The 16,316-nt window shown below is 48.9% G+C and carries 13 protein-coding genes and 2 pseudogenes; 8 read left to right on the top strand and 7 right to left on the bottom strand.

From position 1 onward, the window contains the following. The first annotated feature begins 138 nt into the window (after positions 1-138). From narZ to BEA93_RS20785, 5 genes are all read left to right on the top strand, one after another. Positions 139-3,879: a nitrate reductase Z subunit alpha gene (gene narZ / locus BEA93_RS20765; protein WP_105225026.1), complete on the top strand. Its 3,741-nt coding sequence runs from the start codon at positions 139-141 to the stop codon at positions 3,877-3,879. Beyond that, entirely contained in the window at positions 3,876-5,420 is a 1,545-nt protein-coding gene (narH, locus tag BEA93_RS20770) for a nitrate reductase subunit beta (RefSeq protein ID WP_000702537.1), read from the top strand. The genes narZ and narH overlap by 4 nt, the downstream gene beginning before the upstream one ends. Next, on the top strand, positions 5,420-6,115 hold the full coding sequence (narW, locus tag BEA93_RS20775) for a nitrate reductase molybdenum cofactor assembly chaperone (protein WP_061090623.1): 696 nt from the start codon (positions 5,420-5,422) through the stop codon (positions 6,113-6,115). The genes narH and narW overlap by 1 nt, the downstream gene beginning before the upstream one ends. After that, positions 6,112-6,792, top strand: coding sequence for a respiratory nitrate reductase subunit gamma (narI, locus tag BEA93_RS20780; RefSeq protein WP_000617141.1), 681 nt, complete (start codon positions 6,112-6,114; stop codon positions 6,790-6,792). Before narW ends, narI begins: the two co-directional genes overlap by 4 nt. An 80-nt stretch (positions 6,793-6,872) precedes the next feature. Next, positions 6,873-7,766 (top strand): PhzF family isomerase, encoded by an 894-nt coding sequence (locus BEA93_RS20785; RefSeq protein ID WP_000804361.1) that lies wholly within the window; start codon positions 6,873-6,875, stop codon positions 7,764-7,766. Positions 7,767-7,909: 143 nt separating this feature from the next. Here the strand turns inward: BEA93_RS20785 and nhoA are convergent, their stop codons facing one another. Further along, positions 7,910-8,755: an N-hydroxyarylamine O-acetyltransferase gene (gene nhoA / locus BEA93_RS20790; RefSeq protein WP_000187926.1), complete on the bottom strand. Its 846-nt coding sequence runs from the start codon at positions 8,753-8,755 to the stop codon at positions 7,910-7,912. Positions 8,756-8,929: 174 nt separating this feature from the next. Between nhoA and BEA93_RS20795 the strand changes: the two genes are divergently transcribed. Next, positions 8,930-9,499: a flavin reductase family protein gene (locus BEA93_RS20795; RefSeq protein WP_000085920.1), complete on the top strand. Its 570-nt coding sequence runs from the start codon at positions 8,930-8,932 to the stop codon at positions 9,497-9,499. 4 nt (positions 9,500-9,503) lie between these two features. Here BEA93_RS20795 and pptA read toward each other — a convergent pair whose 3' ends face one another. Next, positions 9,504-9,731, bottom strand: coding sequence for a tautomerase PptA (gene pptA, locus BEA93_RS20800; RefSeq protein ID WP_001120151.1), 228 nt, complete (start codon positions 9,729-9,731; stop codon positions 9,504-9,506). A gap of 322 nt (positions 9,732-10,053) precedes the next feature. Between pptA and BEA93_RS20805 the strand changes: the two genes are divergently transcribed. Continuing rightward, positions 10,054-12,030 carry an alkyl/aryl-sulfatase gene (locus BEA93_RS20805; protein WP_001176571.1) on the top strand — a complete coding sequence of 659 codons (1,977 nt, stop codon included), beginning with the start codon at positions 10,054-10,056 and terminating at the stop codon, positions 12,028-12,030. Between the two features lie 102 nt (positions 12,031-12,132). Beyond that, a complete protein-coding gene (locus tag BEA93_RS20810) occupies positions 12,133-13,182 on the top strand; it encodes a sensor domain-containing diguanylate cyclase (protein ID WP_105225031.1) in 1,050 nt (349 codons plus the stop codon). Positions 13,183-13,211: 29 nt separating this feature from the next. Here the strand turns inward: BEA93_RS20810 and BEA93_RS20815 are convergent. The 5 genes and pseudogenes from BEA93_RS20815 to BEA93_RS20835 all read right to left on the bottom strand — a co-directional run. Continuing rightward, positions 13,212-13,822, bottom strand: a pseudogene (locus BEA93_RS20815) (ISAs1 family transposase); the annotation flags it as partial. A gap of 243 nt (positions 13,823-14,065) precedes the next feature. After that, on the bottom strand, positions 14,066-14,485 hold the full coding sequence (locus tag BEA93_RS20820) for a tetratricopeptide repeat protein (RefSeq protein WP_105225216.1): 420 nt from the start codon (positions 14,483-14,485) through the stop codon (positions 14,066-14,068). Positions 14,486-14,498: 13 nt separating this feature from the next. Next, positions 14,499-15,239 (bottom strand): annotated as a pseudogene (locus BEA93_RS26145) (RHS repeat-associated core domain-containing protein); the annotation flags it as partial. A gap of 166 nt (positions 15,240-15,405) precedes the next feature. Beyond that, on the bottom strand, positions 15,406-15,795 hold the full coding sequence (locus tag BEA93_RS20830; RefSeq protein WP_105225217.1) for an Imm50 family immunity protein: 390 nt from the start codon (positions 15,793-15,795) through the stop codon (positions 15,406-15,408). Positions 15,796-15,797: 2 nt separating this feature from the next. Next, positions 15,798-16,316: HNH/endonuclease VII fold putative polymorphic toxin (locus BEA93_RS20835; protein WP_105267657.1), on the bottom strand; the 519-nt coding region annotated here is incomplete at its 5' end.

Below are 16,316 nucleotides of genomic sequence, written 5' to 3' on the forward strand. Positions count from 1 at the left end.
CGATGCCTGATGCGACGCTGATGCGTCTTATCAGTCCTACAACCGTGTCGCACCCGTAGGTCGGGGTCGGATAAGACGTTTACGCCGCATCCGACAAGGCATCAGATCCCAAATCATTCCTGGAGCAGGAGTCATGTCATGAGTAAACTTTTGGATCGCTTTCGCTACTTCAAACAAAAGGGCGAAACCTTTGCCGATGGCCACGGACAGGTGATGCATAGCAACCGCGACTGGGAGGACAGCTATCGACAACGTTGGCAATTCGACAAAATCGTGCGCTCCACCCACGGCGTTAACTGTACTGGCTCCTGTAGCTGGAAAATCTATGTCAAAAACGGCCTGGTAACGTGGGAAATCCAGCAGACCGACTACCCGCGTACCCGCCCTGACCTGCCCAATCATGAACCCCGCGGCTGCCCACGCGGCGCAAGCTACTCATGGTATCTCTACAGCGCCAACCGCCTGAAATACCCACTAATTCGTAAGCGGTTAATCGAATTGTGGCGCGAAGCACTTAAACAGCACAGCGATCCGGTGCTGGCGTGGGAATCGATTATGCATGACCCGCAAAAGTGCTTAAGCTACAAACAGGTGCGCGGACGCGGCGGGTTTATCCGCTCTAACTGGCAGGAGCTGAATCAACTGATTGCCGCTGCTAACGTCTGGACTATCAAAACTTACGGGCCGGATCGTGTTGCCGGATTCTCTCCGATTCCGGCAATGTCGATGGTCTCTTACGCCGCAGGAACACGCTATCTGTCACTACTCGGCGGCACCTGCTTAAGTTTCTATGACTGGTATTGCGACCTGCCACCCGCCTCACCGATGACCTGGGGCGAGCAAACCGACGTCCCTGAATCTGCCGACTGGTATAACTCCAGCTATATCATCGCCTGGGGGTCTAACGTACCGCAGACACGCACGCCAGACGCCCACTTCTTTACTGAAGTACGCTACAAAGGCACCAAAACTATCGCCATTACTCCTGACTACTCGGAGGTGGCGAAACTGTGCGACCAGTGGCTGGCTCCGAAGCAAGGCACCGATAGCGCGCTGGCGATGGCGATGGGGCATGTGATTTTAAAAGAGTTTCATCTCGATAATCCCAGCGATTACTTTATCAACTACTGCCGCCGCTACAGCGATATGCCGATGCTGGTGATGCTGGAACCGCGTGACGATGGCAGCTACGTTCCCGGACGAATGATTCGCGCGTCCGATCTGGTGGATGGACTGGGTGAAAGCAATAACCCGCAGTGGAAAACTGTGGCATTTAATACCGCAGGTGAACTGGTCGTGCCCAACGGTTCGATTGGCTTTCGCTGGGGCGAAAAAGGCAAATGGAATCTGGAATCCATTGCCGCAGGTGCAGAAACCGATTTGTCATTAACCCTGCTCGGCCAACACGACGCTGTCGCTGGCGTGGCTTTCCCCTACTTTGGCGGCATTGAAAATCCGCATTTTCGCAGCGTAAAACACGACCCCGTCCTGGTGCGTCAGTTACCTGTTAAAAACCTGACATTAGCCGATGGCAACACCTGTCCGGTCGTCAGCGTTTATGATCTGGTGCTGGCAAACTACGGCCTCGATCGCGGGCTGGAGGACGAAAACAGCGCGAAAGATTACGATGAAATCAAAGCCTACACCCCGGCCTGGGGTGAGCAAATTACCGGTGTACCGCGCCAGTATATTGAAACCATCGCCCGTGAATTTGCCGATACCGCCCATAAAACCCACGGGCGCTCGATGATTATCCTCGGTGCTGGCGTCAACCACTGGTATCACATGGATATGAACTACCGTGGGATGATCAATATGTTGATTTTCTGCGGTTGTGTCGGGCAAAGCGGCGGCGGCTGGGCGCATTACGTTGGTCAGGAAAAACTGCGCCCGCAAACCGGCTGGCTGCCGCTGGCATTTGCGCTGGACTGGAACCGGCCACCGCGCCAGATGAACAGCACTTCGTTTTTCTACAATCACTCCAGCCAATGGCGCTATGAAAAAGTCACCGCCCAGGAACTGCTCTCACCGCTGGCCGATGCCAGTAAATACAGCGGTCATCTGATTGATTTCAACGTTCGCGCTGAGCGCATGGGTTGGCTACCTTCCGCGCCGCAACTGGGGCGTAACCCGCTCGGGCTGAAAGCCGAAGCCGATAAGGCCGGATTATCACCCACCGAATTTACCGCTCAGGCGTTGAAGTCAGGCGAGTTACGCATGGCCTGCGAACAGCCGGACAACGGCAGCAATCATCCGCGTAACCTGTTTGTCTGGCGCTCTAACCTGCTTGGCTCCTCCGGCAAGGGTCACGAGTATATGCAGAAATATCTGCTGGGTACGGAAAGTGGCATTCAGGGGCAAGAACTTGGGCCGACGGAGGGAATTCAACCGGAAGAAGTAGAGTGGCAAACCGCCGCGATAGAGGGAAAGCTCGACCTGCTGGTAACACTCGATTTCCGTATGTCCAGCACCTGCCTGTTTTCCGATATCGTCCTGCCTACCGCCACGTGGTATGAGAAAGACGATATGAATACCTCGGATATGCATCCGTTTATTCATCCACTTTCTGCGGCGGTCGATCCCGCCTGGGAATCACGCAGCGACTGGGAAATCTACAAGGGTATCGCCAAAGCGTTCTCGCAGGTGTGCGTGGGCCATCTCGGCAAAGAAACTGACGTGGTACTTCAGCCATTGTTACACGACTCTCCGGCAGAGCTATCCCAACCGTGCGAAGTGCTCGACTGGCGCAAAGGTGAATGCGATCTGATCCCCGGCAAGACTGCGCCTAATATTGTGGCGGTGGAGCGCGACTACCCTGCTACCTACGAACGCTTTACCTCACTGGGGCCGTTGATGGACAAACTCGGCAACGGTGGTAAAGGTATTTCATGGAATACCCAGGATGAAATCGATTTCCTCGGCAAACTCAATTACACCAAACGCGATGGCCCGGCTCAGGGGCGTCCGCTGATTGATACCGCCATTGATGCATCGGAAGTGATTCTGGCGCTGGCACCGGAAACCAACGGCCATGTTGCGGTAAAAGCCTGGCAGGCGCTGGGTGAGATCACCGGACGCGAACATACTCATCTGGCGCGGCATAAAGAAGATGAAAAGATTCGCTTCCGCGATATTCAGGCGCAGCCGCGTAAAATCATCTCCAGCCCGACCTGGTCTGGCCTGGAAAGCGATCACGTCTCCTACAATGCGGGATACACCAACGTTCACGAGTTAATTCCGTGGCGCACGTTGTCTGGCCGTCAGCAGCTCTATCAGGATCACCCGTGGATGCGTGCCTTTGGCGAAAGTCTGGTGGCTTATCGCCCACCTATCGACACCCGTAGCGTTAGCGAAATGCGCCAGATCCCACCAAACGGCTTTCCGGAAAAAGCCCTTAACTTCCTGACACCGCATCAGAAATGGGGCATTCACTCCACTTATAGTGAAAACCTGTTGATGCTGACGCTCTCACGCGGTGGACCGATTGTCTGGATCAGCGAAACCGATGCCCGTGAACTGACTATTGTTGATAACGACTGGGTGGAGGTCTTTAACGCCAACGGTGCGCTGACTGCCCGCGCGGTAGTCAGCCAGCGTGTACCGCCGGGCATGACCATGATGTATCACGCTCAGGAACGGATTATGAATATCCCCGGCTCGGAAGTGACCGGAATGCGCGGCGGTATTCACAACTCGGTCACCCGCGTTTGTCCGAAACCGACGCATATGATTGGCGGTTACGCGCAACTGGCCTGGGGCTTTAACTACTACGGCACCGTCGGCTCGAACCGCGACGAGTTCATCATGATCCGCAAGATGAAGAACGTGAACTGGCTGGATGATGAAGGTCGCGATCAGGTACAGGAGGCGAAAAAATGAAAATACGTTCGCAAGTCGGCATGGTGCTTAACCTCGATAAATGTATCGGCTGTCACACCTGTTCGGTGACCTGTAAAAACGTCTGGACTGGACGCGAGGGTATGGAGTACGCGTGGTTTAATAACGTCGAAACCAAACCGGGCATTGGTTACCCAAAAAACTGGGAAGATCAGGAAGAGTGGCAAGGCGGCTGGGTTCGCGATGTCAATGGCAAGATCCGCCCGCGGCTGGGCAGCAAAATGGGCGTGATAACCAAAATCTTTGCCAATCCGGTGATACCGCAGATCGACGACTACTACGAACCTTTTACCTTCGACTATGAACATTTGCATAGCGCGCCGGAAGGTAAACACATTCCCACTGCGCGTCCACGTTCGCTGATCGACGGCAAACGGATGGACAAAGTGATCTGGGGGCCAAACTGGGAAGAACTGCTGGGCGGAGAGTTCGAAAAACGCGCCCGCGACCGCAACTTCGACGCCATGCAAAAGGAGATGTACGGTCAGTTTGAAAATACCTTCATGATGTATTTGCCGCGCTTGTGCGAACACTGCCTTAACCCAAGCTGTGTGGCGACCTGCCCCAGCGGCGCTATCTATAAACGCGAAGAAGACGGCATTGTGCTGATCGACCAGGACAAATGTCGTGGCTGGCGCTTATGCATCAGCGGTTGTCCGTACAAAAAAATCTACTTTAACTGGAAAAGCGGCAAGTCAGAAAAATGCATCTTCTGTTATCCGCGAATTGAGTCCGGACAGCCAACGGTCTGCTCCGAGACCTGCGTAGGTCGCATTCGATATCTTGGTGTGCTGCTCTACGACGCCGACCGCATCGAAGAAGCGGCGAGCACGGAACGTGAAGTTGATCTCTATGAGCGCCAGTGCGAAGTGTTCCTCGATCCGCACGATCCCTCGGTGATCGAAGAAGCCCTGAAGCAAGGTATCCCACACAACGTGATTGACGCCGCCCAGCGTTCGCCGGTTTACAAAATGGCAATGGACTGGAAACTGGCGCTGCCGCTGCACCCTGAATATCGCACCCTGCCGATGGTCTGGTATGTGCCACCGCTGTCACCCATTCAGTCTTACGCCGACGCGGGCGGACTGCCCAAAAGCGAAGGCGTGCTGCCGGCCATCGAAAGCCTGCGTATTCCGGTGCAATACCTCGCCAATATGTTAAGTGCGGGTGATACCGGCCCTGTACTACGGGCACTGAAACGGATGATGGCGATGCGCCACTATATGCGTTCGCAAACCGTAGAAGGCGTAACTGATACCCGCGCAATTGACGAAGTGGGTTTGAGCGTCGCCCAGGTCGAAGATATGTATCGCTATCTCGCTATCGCCAACTATGAAGATCGGTTTGTCATCCCAACCAGTCATCGGGAAATGGCGGGTGATGCGTTTGGAGAGCGTAACGGCTGTGGCTTTACCTTTGGCGACGGTTGCCACGGTTCTGATACCAAATTCAACCTGTTCAACAGTAGCCGGATCGATGCCATCGACATTACCGAAGTACGCAATAAAGCGGAGGGGGAATAATGCAAATCCTCAAAGTGATCGGCTTGTTGATGGAGTATCCGGACGAGCTGCTATGGGAGAACAAAGACGACGCACTGGCGCTGATTCGCCGTAACGCGCCGATGCTCACCGATTTCACCTGCGACCTGCTCAATGCACCGCTGTTGGATAAACAGGCTGAATGGTGTGAAGTGTTTGACCGTGGACGTACCACTTCGCTGCTGCTATTCGAACATGTTCATGCCGAGTCCCGCGATCGCGGTCAGGCAATGGTAGATCTGCTGGCGGAGTATGAAAAAGTCGGCCTGCAACTAAATTGTCGCGAGCTGCCTGATTATCTGCCGCTGTATCTGGAGTATTTAAGTGTGCTGCCGGATGACCAGGCTAAAGAAGGTTTGCTCAACGTTGCGCCAATCCTCGCCCTGCTTGGCGGACGCTTAAAACAACGCGAGGCACCGTGGTATCCGTTGTTTGACGCCCTGCTGCATCTGGCGGGAAGCACTCTTTCAAGTGACAGTGTCACAAAACAGATACGCAGCGAGGAGCGCGACGACACCCGTCAGGCGCTGGATGCAGTGTGGGAAGAGGAACAGGTGAAGTTTATTGAAGATAACGCCACGGCGTGTGACAGCTCGCCGCTTAATCAATATCAGCGACGCTTTAGCCAGGATGTCGCACCGCAGTATGTCGACATCAGTGCGGGAGGTGGGAAATGATTCAGTATCTGAACGTCTTTTTTTACGATATTTACCCGTACTTGTGTGGCACGGTTTTTATCCTCGGAAGCTGGCTGCGCTACGATTACGGACAGTACACCTGGCGTGCCTCCTCCAGCCAGATGTTGGATAAACGTGGAATGGTGCTGTGGTCGAACTTGTTCCATATCGGCATTCTGGGGATCTTCTTCGGCCATTTGTTTGGCATGCTAACGCCACACTGGATGTACGCATGGTTTCTGCCAGTGGCGGTAAAACAGCAGATGGCGATGATCCTCGGTGGTATTTGCGGTGTGCTGACACTGATTGGCGGAGCGGGGTTGCTGGTACGCCGTTTAACGAATCCGCGTATCAGGGCGACGTCTTCTGGTGCGGATATCCTGATCCTCGCCATTTTGTTAATTCAGTGCATTCTGGGGTTAACCACCATTCCCTTTTCAGCACAACATCCGGACGGCAGCGAAATGATGAAGCTGGTGGGCTGGGCGCAAAGCATCGTCACTTTCCAGGGCGGTGCATCGACGCATCTTGATGGTGTGGCTTATATCTTCCGCGTTCATCTGGTGTTAGGAATGACCATCTTCCTGCTCTTCCCGTTCACCCGACTGGTGCATGTGTGGAGTGCGCCGTTTGAGTACTTTACCCGTCGGTATCAGATTGTGCGCTCGCGGCGTTGATTCTCACGTTGGCCGGATTAGCCCTTCGCTCTCCGGCCACTTGCAGGCTATGCTAGTTCTCCAGCCACAGGAGAACGTTAATGAAACCGCAGGTTTACCACGTCGATGCTTTTACCTCTCAACCGTTTCGCGGCAATTCTGCCGGTGTTGTTTTCCCTGCCGATGATCTCAGCGAAGCGCAAATGCAGCTTATCGCCCGCGAATTAGGCCATTCTGAAACCGCTTTTCTGCTGCACAGCGACGACAGCGATGTGCGCATTCGCTACTTTACGCCAACGGTTGAAGTGCCGATTTGCGGTCACGCGACCGTGGCGGCGCACTATGTGCGTTCGAAGGTATCAGGTTTGGGGAATTGCACCGTCTGGCAAACGTCACTGGCGGGAAAGCACCGCGTGACTATCGAAAAACATAACGATGATTATCGTATTTCGCTGGAACAAGGTTCCCCTGGCTTTGAGCCACCGCTGGAAGGCGAAACACGTGCGGCGATTATCAACGCGCTTCATCTCACTGAAGACGACATTCTGCCCGGTTTGCCGATCCAGGTGGCGACTACCGGACACTCAAAAGTGATGATCCCGTTGAAGCCGGAAGTGGATATCGATGCCCTTTCACCAGATCTTGCTGCGCTGACTGCCATCAGTAAACAGATTGGCTGTAATGGTTTTTTCCCCTTCCAGATCCGCCCTGGTAAAAATGAAACCGATGGACGCATGTTCTCGCCTGCAATTGGCATTGTGGAAGATCCGGTTACCGGCAATGCCAACGGCCCGATGGGCGCATGGCTGGTGCATCACAACGTGTTACCCCACGATGGCAATGTATTGCGTGTTAAAGGCCATCAGGGGCGCGCATTAGGTCGTGATGGAGTGATTGATGTGACGGTGACAATTCGCGATAACCAGCCGGAGAAAGTGACTATTTCTGGTACGGCGGTGATTTTATTTCATGCCGAGTGGGCAATTGATCTTTAAAACCGTTGCCATAAATGGCAGAAAAACAAATTGCCTGATGTGCTTCGCTTATCAGGCCTACAACCGCATCATAATTTATTGAATCTGTTGGCTAATGTAGGCCGGATAAGACGTTTACGCCGCATCCGGCACTCTGACACAAACTATTTACCTGCCTCCGGATGCGTATCAAATGCTGCCATCACCTGCGCCAGCTCATCCTCAGTGAAACCATGTTTTGCATCATCCACGCCCAGACCAAACTGCTCCTGCATCACGGCATATAACGACGCTACATCTGGCAAATTCTGCTGCTCTGCTACGTGACCATTTTCATAACGGGTAAAATGGAAATTGGTCAACGTCAGCTTGCCGCCATCTGGCAAATGACGGCACATCAGCAAATGATGGCGAAAATGCGATTGCGGCCAGTGCGCCGACCAGAAGTTGCCCATCACATAATCGCTTTGCTGCTGTTCACAGAGATCAAAACGGTACATCGACTGCCAGTGCTGATGATGATTAAACTGCAAAATCCAGTCGTCATTTTCCTGTCGCAGGCGATACTCTCCGTGCGGCGTGGCTTGCACGATGTCAGGCACTAAACGAATCGGCGCGGTTAACGTCTGCCCACCAAAACCGACATCGGCAATCCAGCGTTCATCTTCCAGCTCCACCAACAGCAAACGGTGCGTGCGCGGCGGCAACGATGGTGGATTAGATAACACCACGCGTCCTAACAGACTACGAACGTTGAAACCTAACTCGCGTAACACCCGCTCAAACACGCCATTCTGCTCAAAGCAGTAACCACCACGACGGGCGATGACCAGCTTATCTTCCAGCGATTGATCATCCAACTGCATTTCCCTCGGCAGCAAGACGTCGAGGTTTTCAAACGGAATGGTGCAATTGTGTTTCAGGTGTAATGCGCGCAGCGTGTCGATGTTGACCGCAGCGGCTCCCGACCAGTTAATGCGGGCAAAATAGTGATTCAGAATGGGCGTCATCAGGCGTTTCCCTAAGTGGTTTTATCAACTTATAACCTGGATTAGACGTAGCACCGGCTATTTTGTGCGTTCGTGGACATCCATCACGTTCGTAAATCGCCAATCCCGTTAATTTCGTTGCTTATTGCGTTACGAGCTACGCTTTTAAAACCCCCTTCATAGCGAGGCGATACCGTGAGCCGATTTATTCCCGTCGAGTTGCATCATGCCAGCCGTCTGTTAAACCACGGCCCGACTATTTTGATTACCAGTCACGATAAACTGTCCCAGTTACGAAACGTAATGGCCGCAGCCTGGTCGATGCCTGTAGAATTTGAGCCGCCGCGGGTGGCAATTGTGGTGGATAAATCCACCTGGTCACGGGAGTTGATAGAACGTAGCGGCATGTTTGGCATTGTGATCCCCGGCGTAGCGGCAACTAACTGGACCTGGGCGGTAGGTAGCGTTTCAGGGCGCGATGAAGATAAGTTTAACTGTTACGGCATTCCTGTCGTGAAAGGTCCGGTGCTGGGTTTACCGTTGGTCGAAGAGAAATGTCTGGCGTGGATGGAATGCCGCCTGCTGCCCGCGACTTCTGCGCAAGAAAAATACGATACTCTATTTGGCGAAGTTGTGTCGGCAGCGGCAGACGCGCGGGTATTTGTCGAAGGTCGCTGGCAATTTGATGATGATAAACTCAACACCCTTCACCATTTAGGCGCTGGCACTTTCGTTACCAGCGGTAAACGCGTCACGGCAGGATAGCGCGCTACATGCTGTAACCCGGTTTTTTGATCAATGTCGCCATCTGGGGCGCGATTTCGCTGTCCCAGACAGCTTGCCATGCTTCCGGTTGGATCTGCTGTAGTGCGATGCTGATCGAACTCTCTTTACTGTTCAGATGGCGAATAATGACGTCGGTAATCTCCGCGGCCAGTTCCGCTTTTTGTTGCTCGTCCAGTTCACGGGGAAAACACTTAATATCAATATGTGGCATTGTTATGCTCCTTTTTAAAGACTGCCAGCAAAATTAGCACAAGCCGAAAACGTCATGTGTTCTTTGATGCGAAATGATGTGCAAAGAGATAGCGATATTTACGTCGCCATTTTAATAACGTACATATACTATTAGCTTCCACAATAATAAACACCTGTCTTGTAATATACAGAATCTATTCTTTATTTCTTATCATATTAAGAAAATTCACGACATCCAGCTTGCTGATTTATTAATGCCAATTATAGTTATTCTTGCCCTCACTAAGAATTTTCGCTCGGAATATCCTTTCTTTTATAAAGTCTTTCTGGAGACACTTGCGATGCAGCTTAATCATATTGCTAAAAGTCTGCTAGTCATGGGATTATTCACCACCAGTTCACTTCCTCTCATTGCCGCGGAAGCACCAAAAGAGGCCACCTCAGCCACCCAACAAGCGAATAATGCGCTTTATAGTCAATTACCCTTTTCCGATAACACCGATTTCACTGATGCTCATAAAGGATTCATTGCCCCCATACCTCAGGAGGTGATTAAGGGTGAACAAGGGAACGTCATCTGGAATCCACAGCAATATACTTTTATAAAAGAAGGCGATAAAGCACCTGATACGGTTAACCCAAGTTTATGGCGTCAGGCGCAACTGATAAATATCAGTGGTTTATTTGAAGTAACCGACGGCGTCTATCAAATTCGCAATCTCGATTTATCAAATATGACCATCATCGAAGGTAAAGAAGGTATTACCGTCGTAGACCCACTGGTTTCTGCAGAAACAGCCAAAGTGGGTATGGATCTTTATTACAAAAATCGTGGTCAAAAACCGGTAGTGGCAGTTATCTACACGCACAGCCATGTCGATCACTACGGTGGCGTTCGCGGCGTGGTTGATGAAGCTGACGTTAAATCAGGTAAAACAAAAATTTATGCACCAGCCGGTTTTTTAGAGGAGGCCGTTTCAGAAAATATTATGGCTGGCAATGTGATGAGCCGAAGAGCCAGTTATATGTACGGCAACTTATTGAAACCTGATGCTAAAGGCCAGGTTGGAGCCGGGCTGGGAACAACAACGTCAGCAGGAACAGTTACATTGATTGCCCCTACCAACTACATCACCAAAACCGGGCAAAAAGAGACGATCGATGGGTTGACCTACGATTTTCTGATGGCGCCCGGTTCCGAAGCACCTTCTGAAATGTTGTGGTTTATCGAAGAAAAGAAACTGATCGAAACTGCAGAAGATGTCACGCACACCCTCCACAACACCTATTCACTGCGTGGTGCCAAAATTCGTCAACCTCTTCCCTGGTCCAAATACATCAACGAGGCACTCAATTTGTGGGGTGATAAAGCGGAGATAATTCTCGCTCAGCATCACTGGCCAACCTGGGGCAATGACAACGTCGTTAAACTGCTAAAAACCCAACGCGATTTGTATCGTTACATCAACGATCAAACGCTGCGCATGGCGAATCAGGGGCAGACCCGCGATGAGATCGCCGCAAACTTTAAATTACCCTCCTCGCTTGCTAACACCTGGGCGAATCGCGGGTATTACGGTTCGGTGAGTCATGATGTGAAAGCAACTTATGTGCTTTATCTCGGTTGGTTTGATGGTAACCCGGCAACGCTTGATGAATTGCCGCCAGAAGACGCTGCGAAGAAATTTGTCGAATATATGGGCGGTGCTGATGCCATTTTACAAAAAGCCAAACAGGATTATGACCAGGGTAATTTCCGCTGGGTTGCCCAGGTTGTCAGCAAGGTGGTGTTTGCCGATCCAAATAACCAGGCTGCGAGAAATCTGGAAGCCGATGCGCTTGAACAGTTAGGCTACCAGGCAGAATCCGGGCCGTGGCGTAATTTCTATCTGACTGGCGCACAGGAATTACGTAACGGCGTGCAAAAACTGCCAACGCCAAATACTGCCAGCCCTGACACTGTACGCGCAATGACGCCGGAAATGTTCTTTGATTATCTTGCGGTGCACATTAATGGCGAGAAAGCAGCAGACGCTAAAGCTGTATTGAATTTTGATTTCGGTGAAGATGGCGGCACTTATAAAGTAGAGCTTGAAAATGGTGTGCTCAATCACACTGCAGGTACGCAAGCATCTGATGCTGACGCGACAATCACTCTCTCCCGCGATGTCTTGAATAAAATCGTTCTGAAGGAAGAGACATTGAAAGAAGCGATAGATAAAGGCGAAGTCAAAATCAGTGGCAATGCAGAGAAACTCAACGAAATGTTAGGCTATATGGATAATTTTGAATTCTGGTTCAATATTGTGACGCCATAAGTTCAGCATAAATTGGGCAGGCTTCCTGCCCTTTTCTGGTTATAAGAAATGATTTTTGATAAAAGAAAACACTCTCATTATTCGTGGAAAAAACGACAGGATATGGTTATTCGTGGAATGTCGATTAGCCTGCCGTGGTTTGCCTTGATTAACATCGGTTTTTCATCGATGATTTTGCTGCGAAGCATTTTATTCAATGAGGATATGACTTCATGGTTTAATGAGGAAAACCTTGTACATACTATCGATATTTCATCATTTGGCATTCTGCTGATCAGTGGCCTTTTATTGGTCACCCCCCGCAAAAACGTACTGTATATTCAGCGGTTATTGTTCGTTCTAAGCCTGTTATGGTCATGGTGTTGCTTTTATTTTATTGCACACTGGACGCTACCTTTTGCTTATCCGCTATGTGTATTATTAATGCTTAGCGCCATTGTTGCATTGTATTTTCATACTCCATCACTACTCGCATTTATCATTCCCTTATGGTTTACCATTCCGTTAGCCAGTCTTATGCTCAATCATCATTTAAATATTCATTTCGTTGTTATCTGGTGCCTTTTTTCTCTCGCTCTCTATGGTGGACGTTTTATTTTATTACGTTGGTTTGAAGAAGCATGGCAACAAAACAGATACAACAACCTGCTAATTAATCGCCTCGACGCATTGGCTCATCGCGATCCCTTAACGGGAGTGGCAAACCGACGGGCGCTGGATAGTATTTTAGGTGATGCAGTAGAACAAGAGGCCTCATTTGCCCTAATTATGCTGGATGTCGATTTTTTTAAACGCTACAACGACACTTACGGACACCCGGCGGGCGATCGTTGTTTGATACAAGTTGCCGATGTACTGCAACGCGCAATTCGCCAGCCCGAAGATATAGTCGCTCGTTATGGTGGCGAAGAGTTTGCCATTATTCTTTTTAATGCCTGCTTGCAGGAAGCCGAAAAGATAGCAGCCAGAATTAAGCAAGAACTTAAACTAGCAGCGATTGCCCATCAGGCATCTTCTGTAAGTGCGTTTGTTACGGTTAGCCAGGGGATCACCTGTTCTGCTCCCGCCAAAACGACTGAACAAATAGTTGCAGATGCCGATGCTGCGCTGTACCGGGCGAAAGAAAGCGGGCGGAACCGGTGGGCTTTGTAAGCTTTGGGAGACAAGTCAGATTACGCTCCCTTTTCCTCAAAGGCTGTATTTAGCCGCCCTTGGTTTCCTTTTACAGCGAATAAATAATCACCTCCCTGTTTTTGTATCTTCTCTGCAATATCTTTCTGGCACCCCACCGCATCAGTTGTGATAATTTTTCCTTTAATATCCAACATGTTAAGAAGTTCAGGGATAGCTGTGATCTAATTAGATTTCTCATCCGTCTTGATCTGTCCGATGACCAGACTGTGCATTATTGAGAACGCACTAATGACATGAATCGCTCCCTTGCGCCGACTCTTGTCATAAGAGTGCCGGAGCGTTTTTCCATCAATTGCGATGACGTCTTTATCATCTGAAGAATGGCAGTCACGCATCCAGTTAATAAAGCACTCATGAAATTTTACAGGACTGATACAGGATACAACTCTGGCAATAGTATCGTGAACAGGAATACCATTTTCAAAATCACCATATTGCTTCAAAAAATCGAGATGCGTTTCCCTTCCCAACCTTCTACACCAGAAATAACGGCACAAATAGTCAACAGTAGAATATCAGATAATTTATGTTCCACTTTCCAGGCTTGTCTGTAATCGGGGATAATAGAAATATGCTCCATCAATTTTTTAAGTTTCATTTTGTTCTCCTTAATTATGTAAGGAGTATTTGATCATGTATAAGCAATGAAAAATAGCTTTAGGTAATAAGGAATATCTTAATTATTGAACATTTAGTGCGAATTATTTAGTACAAAAAAGCAGCGTTACGTGATCTTTCCCTGGTTAAACAGGTGGTTAAGGACGTGGTTGTTTAATGTGCTGAACGAGAGTTAAATAATAAAAATCCGGGAAGGTTTATATATCCATCCCGGTATTTATAATTATTTATGCTTCAATTTAAAAAATTCCCAATACTTAGGATCGTATTCCTTAAATGCTCTATTTTTACCTTTCTCATAGGCTTTAGAAAAACAATCGTAAGCCTTATCGACTTCCCCCAATTCCAGGTAAACAGCACCTAGATTAATTAGTTCAGATGTGGCAATGTTAGGAATATTACATTTAAATACATCAGAAGCCCACCGTTTAGCCTCTACATAATCACCACGAGAGAAATAAATATTATATAAACTCATTATAACCAAGCGAGCTTCTTCACTTTTATATCGATCCCCATATATCGCATCTAACTCTTCTAAGATAGCAATAGAATGTTTTATTGCTTCATCAATTTTTCCTTGTGTATAGAGTTCATTCCCTTTTCCTATCATGCTAAGAATTAAAGGATTAAGTGATGCCATAGTTTAATACACCTTATTTTACTATTGGTGGTATCGATGCCACAGGTGGTAAATATATCTGGCCAAGTTGAGCGCCAGCGGAACGATTGAGAGAATAATGATCCAGATAATAATTTTTTGAATCCAACATCCATTGCCTAACCGCAGGTAATTTGGGCCCCAAAAACCTACCAGTTTTATTCCACCATGTTACTGCATCTGTAATATGAGACATATCAGCTTCACGTAACGGATACCAATTACCATCTGAAGCTTTGAATATTGTCTGTCCATTGACATCAATAACATCTCCATTGCTTCTCATTCGCGCAATAACTTCCCGGCCTGTTCGACTATTTTTTCCAGGTGTTCTACCTAAATTATCAGTACGACAACTTAAACCCAGCGGATCTATCCATGACAGAGGATTAGGCGCATACTGATATAAGTTTAACCCGCCTTTCAGCCCTATCGGGTCGGCACACAAATACTGCCCCGTCCCGCAATCATAGTACCGAAAGCGGTTATAATACAACCCTGATTCTGCATCCTCATACTGCCCCGGAAAACGTAACCGGCATGTGGGTGCATCGTCTTTGTTGATGCCTTCCTCACGACCCCAGAGCTGTTGTTTGCCTTTCCAGACTATCAGGCCATCCTCGGTCAGCAGTTCCTGGACACGACCCACTGTATCTGTCACCGCATAGTGCAACAGGCCTTTTTCATAACGCGCAATCGGCGTAAAACTTCCCGGCTCGTATATCCAGCGAATAGCGCTTTCGTATTCAGGTTTGCCGTCAGCAGCGAAGTGCAGGCCATGAGGGCGGAACTTTGCCTGGTTAAGCAAGTGGTTAAGGAGATGAAGTAGTTGATTGCTTAGTGGGTTTGGATGAATATAAAAGCCGGGAAGAAATAATATCCTCCCGGATGTATTTTATACATTATTTTCTACGATGATCTAAGTGGGGCATAATTTCATCTATAAACATAAAATTGGCTAAGCATATAAAACTATTTCGCTCATGTTCTATTGATAATTGAATGCTGTTGTCAATTACCTCTATATTAGGAGTACAAATGAAGTTGATGTTATTTAAGTCAATTTTAAGTGCTCGCACTTCAGTAAAAAGTAATGATATTGATATGCTGTTAAATTTATTTGCTGTCCATTTTTTGGGGAATATTTCAGGTATCATTTTTGTGTTAAAGCGGAGTGATAACTTTGAGATATCATGATATGTGAATGAGTGAAACTCTACACCATTGAGATGCAACTCATTATTAAACATAAAGTTAACTTTCTCTTTACCCTGTGCGTAATCAAACCACATATTTAATCCCTCTCTGGGAAAGGATAATGTTCAGGTAATCCAGGTAAGCTATCATTTCTTGAGCCTGCACCTGATATAGGATCATATTCTCTCGGATTAAAGTGTGGACCCTGATTTCCTGGTGGGCCATAACTATGTCCTGCAGAATGTTCTTGTATAACAATTTTTGAACCGTCAGGACGAGTGTAATGATATTCCCTTGTGGAGATCGGGTTATGGTTTGCATCCATTAATTGATGGCCATTCTTGTCAGTTAGCGGAACTTTATTAACAGTGGTTGGCTGTTGTCCCATAGGTATTCCAGCGTCTCTTTTTGCTGCTCTTAAAGCTGCATTTCTTGATGGATAATCTGGAGGACAACAATCCAACCCCAGCAGATCTATCCATCGGAGCGGATTCGAGACATAACTATAAGGATTAATCCCACCCGCCAACCCAATCGGGTCCGTTACTATGAACCGCCCGACATCCGGATCATAGTAACGGTGCAGATTGTAGTGCAGCCCCGTTTCCCTGTCGAG

Source organism: Escherichia sp. MOD1-EC5950 (assembly GCF_002965345.1).
GTDB classification, from domain to species: Bacteria; Pseudomonadota; Gammaproteobacteria; order Enterobacterales; family Enterobacteriaceae; genus Escherichia; species Escherichia marmotae.

Coding starts and splice junctions, on each gene's coding strand:
- narZ (WP_105225026.1), top strand. CDS start 139: ATGAGTAAACTTTTGGATCGCTTTCGCTACTTCAAACAAAAGGGCGAA.
- narH (WP_000702537.1), top strand. CDS start 3,876: ATGAAAATACGTTCGCAAGTCGGCATGGTGCTTAACCTCGATAAATGT.
- narW (WP_061090623.1), top strand. CDS start 5,420: ATGCAAATCCTCAAAGTGATCGGCTTGTTGATGGAGTATCCGGACGAG.
- narI (WP_000617141.1), top strand. CDS start 6,112: ATGATTCAGTATCTGAACGTCTTTTTTTACGATATTTACCCGTACTTG.
- BEA93_RS20785 (WP_000804361.1), top strand. CDS start 6,873: ATGAAACCGCAGGTTTACCACGTCGATGCTTTTACCTCTCAACCGTTT.
- nhoA (WP_000187926.1), bottom strand. CDS start 8,755: ATGACGCCCATTCTGAATCACTATTTTGCCCGCATTAACTGGTCGGGA.
- pptA (WP_001120151.1), bottom strand. CDS start 9,731: ATGCCACATATTGATATTAAGTGTTTTCCCCGTGAACTGGACGAGCAA.
- BEA93_RS20805 (WP_001176571.1), top strand. CDS start 10,054: ATGCAGCTTAATCATATTGCTAAAAGTCTGCTAGTCATGGGATTATTC.
- BEA93_RS20810 (WP_105225031.1), top strand. CDS start 12,133: ATGGTTATTCGTGGAATGTCGATTAGCCTGCCGTGGTTTGCCTTGATT.
- BEA93_RS20820 (WP_105225216.1), bottom strand. CDS start 14,485: ATGGCATCACTTAATCCTTTAATTCTTAGCATGATAGGAAAAGGGAAT.
- BEA93_RS20830 (WP_105225217.1), bottom strand. CDS start 15,795: ATGTGGTTTGATTACGCACAGGGTAAAGAGAAAGTTAACTTTATGTTT.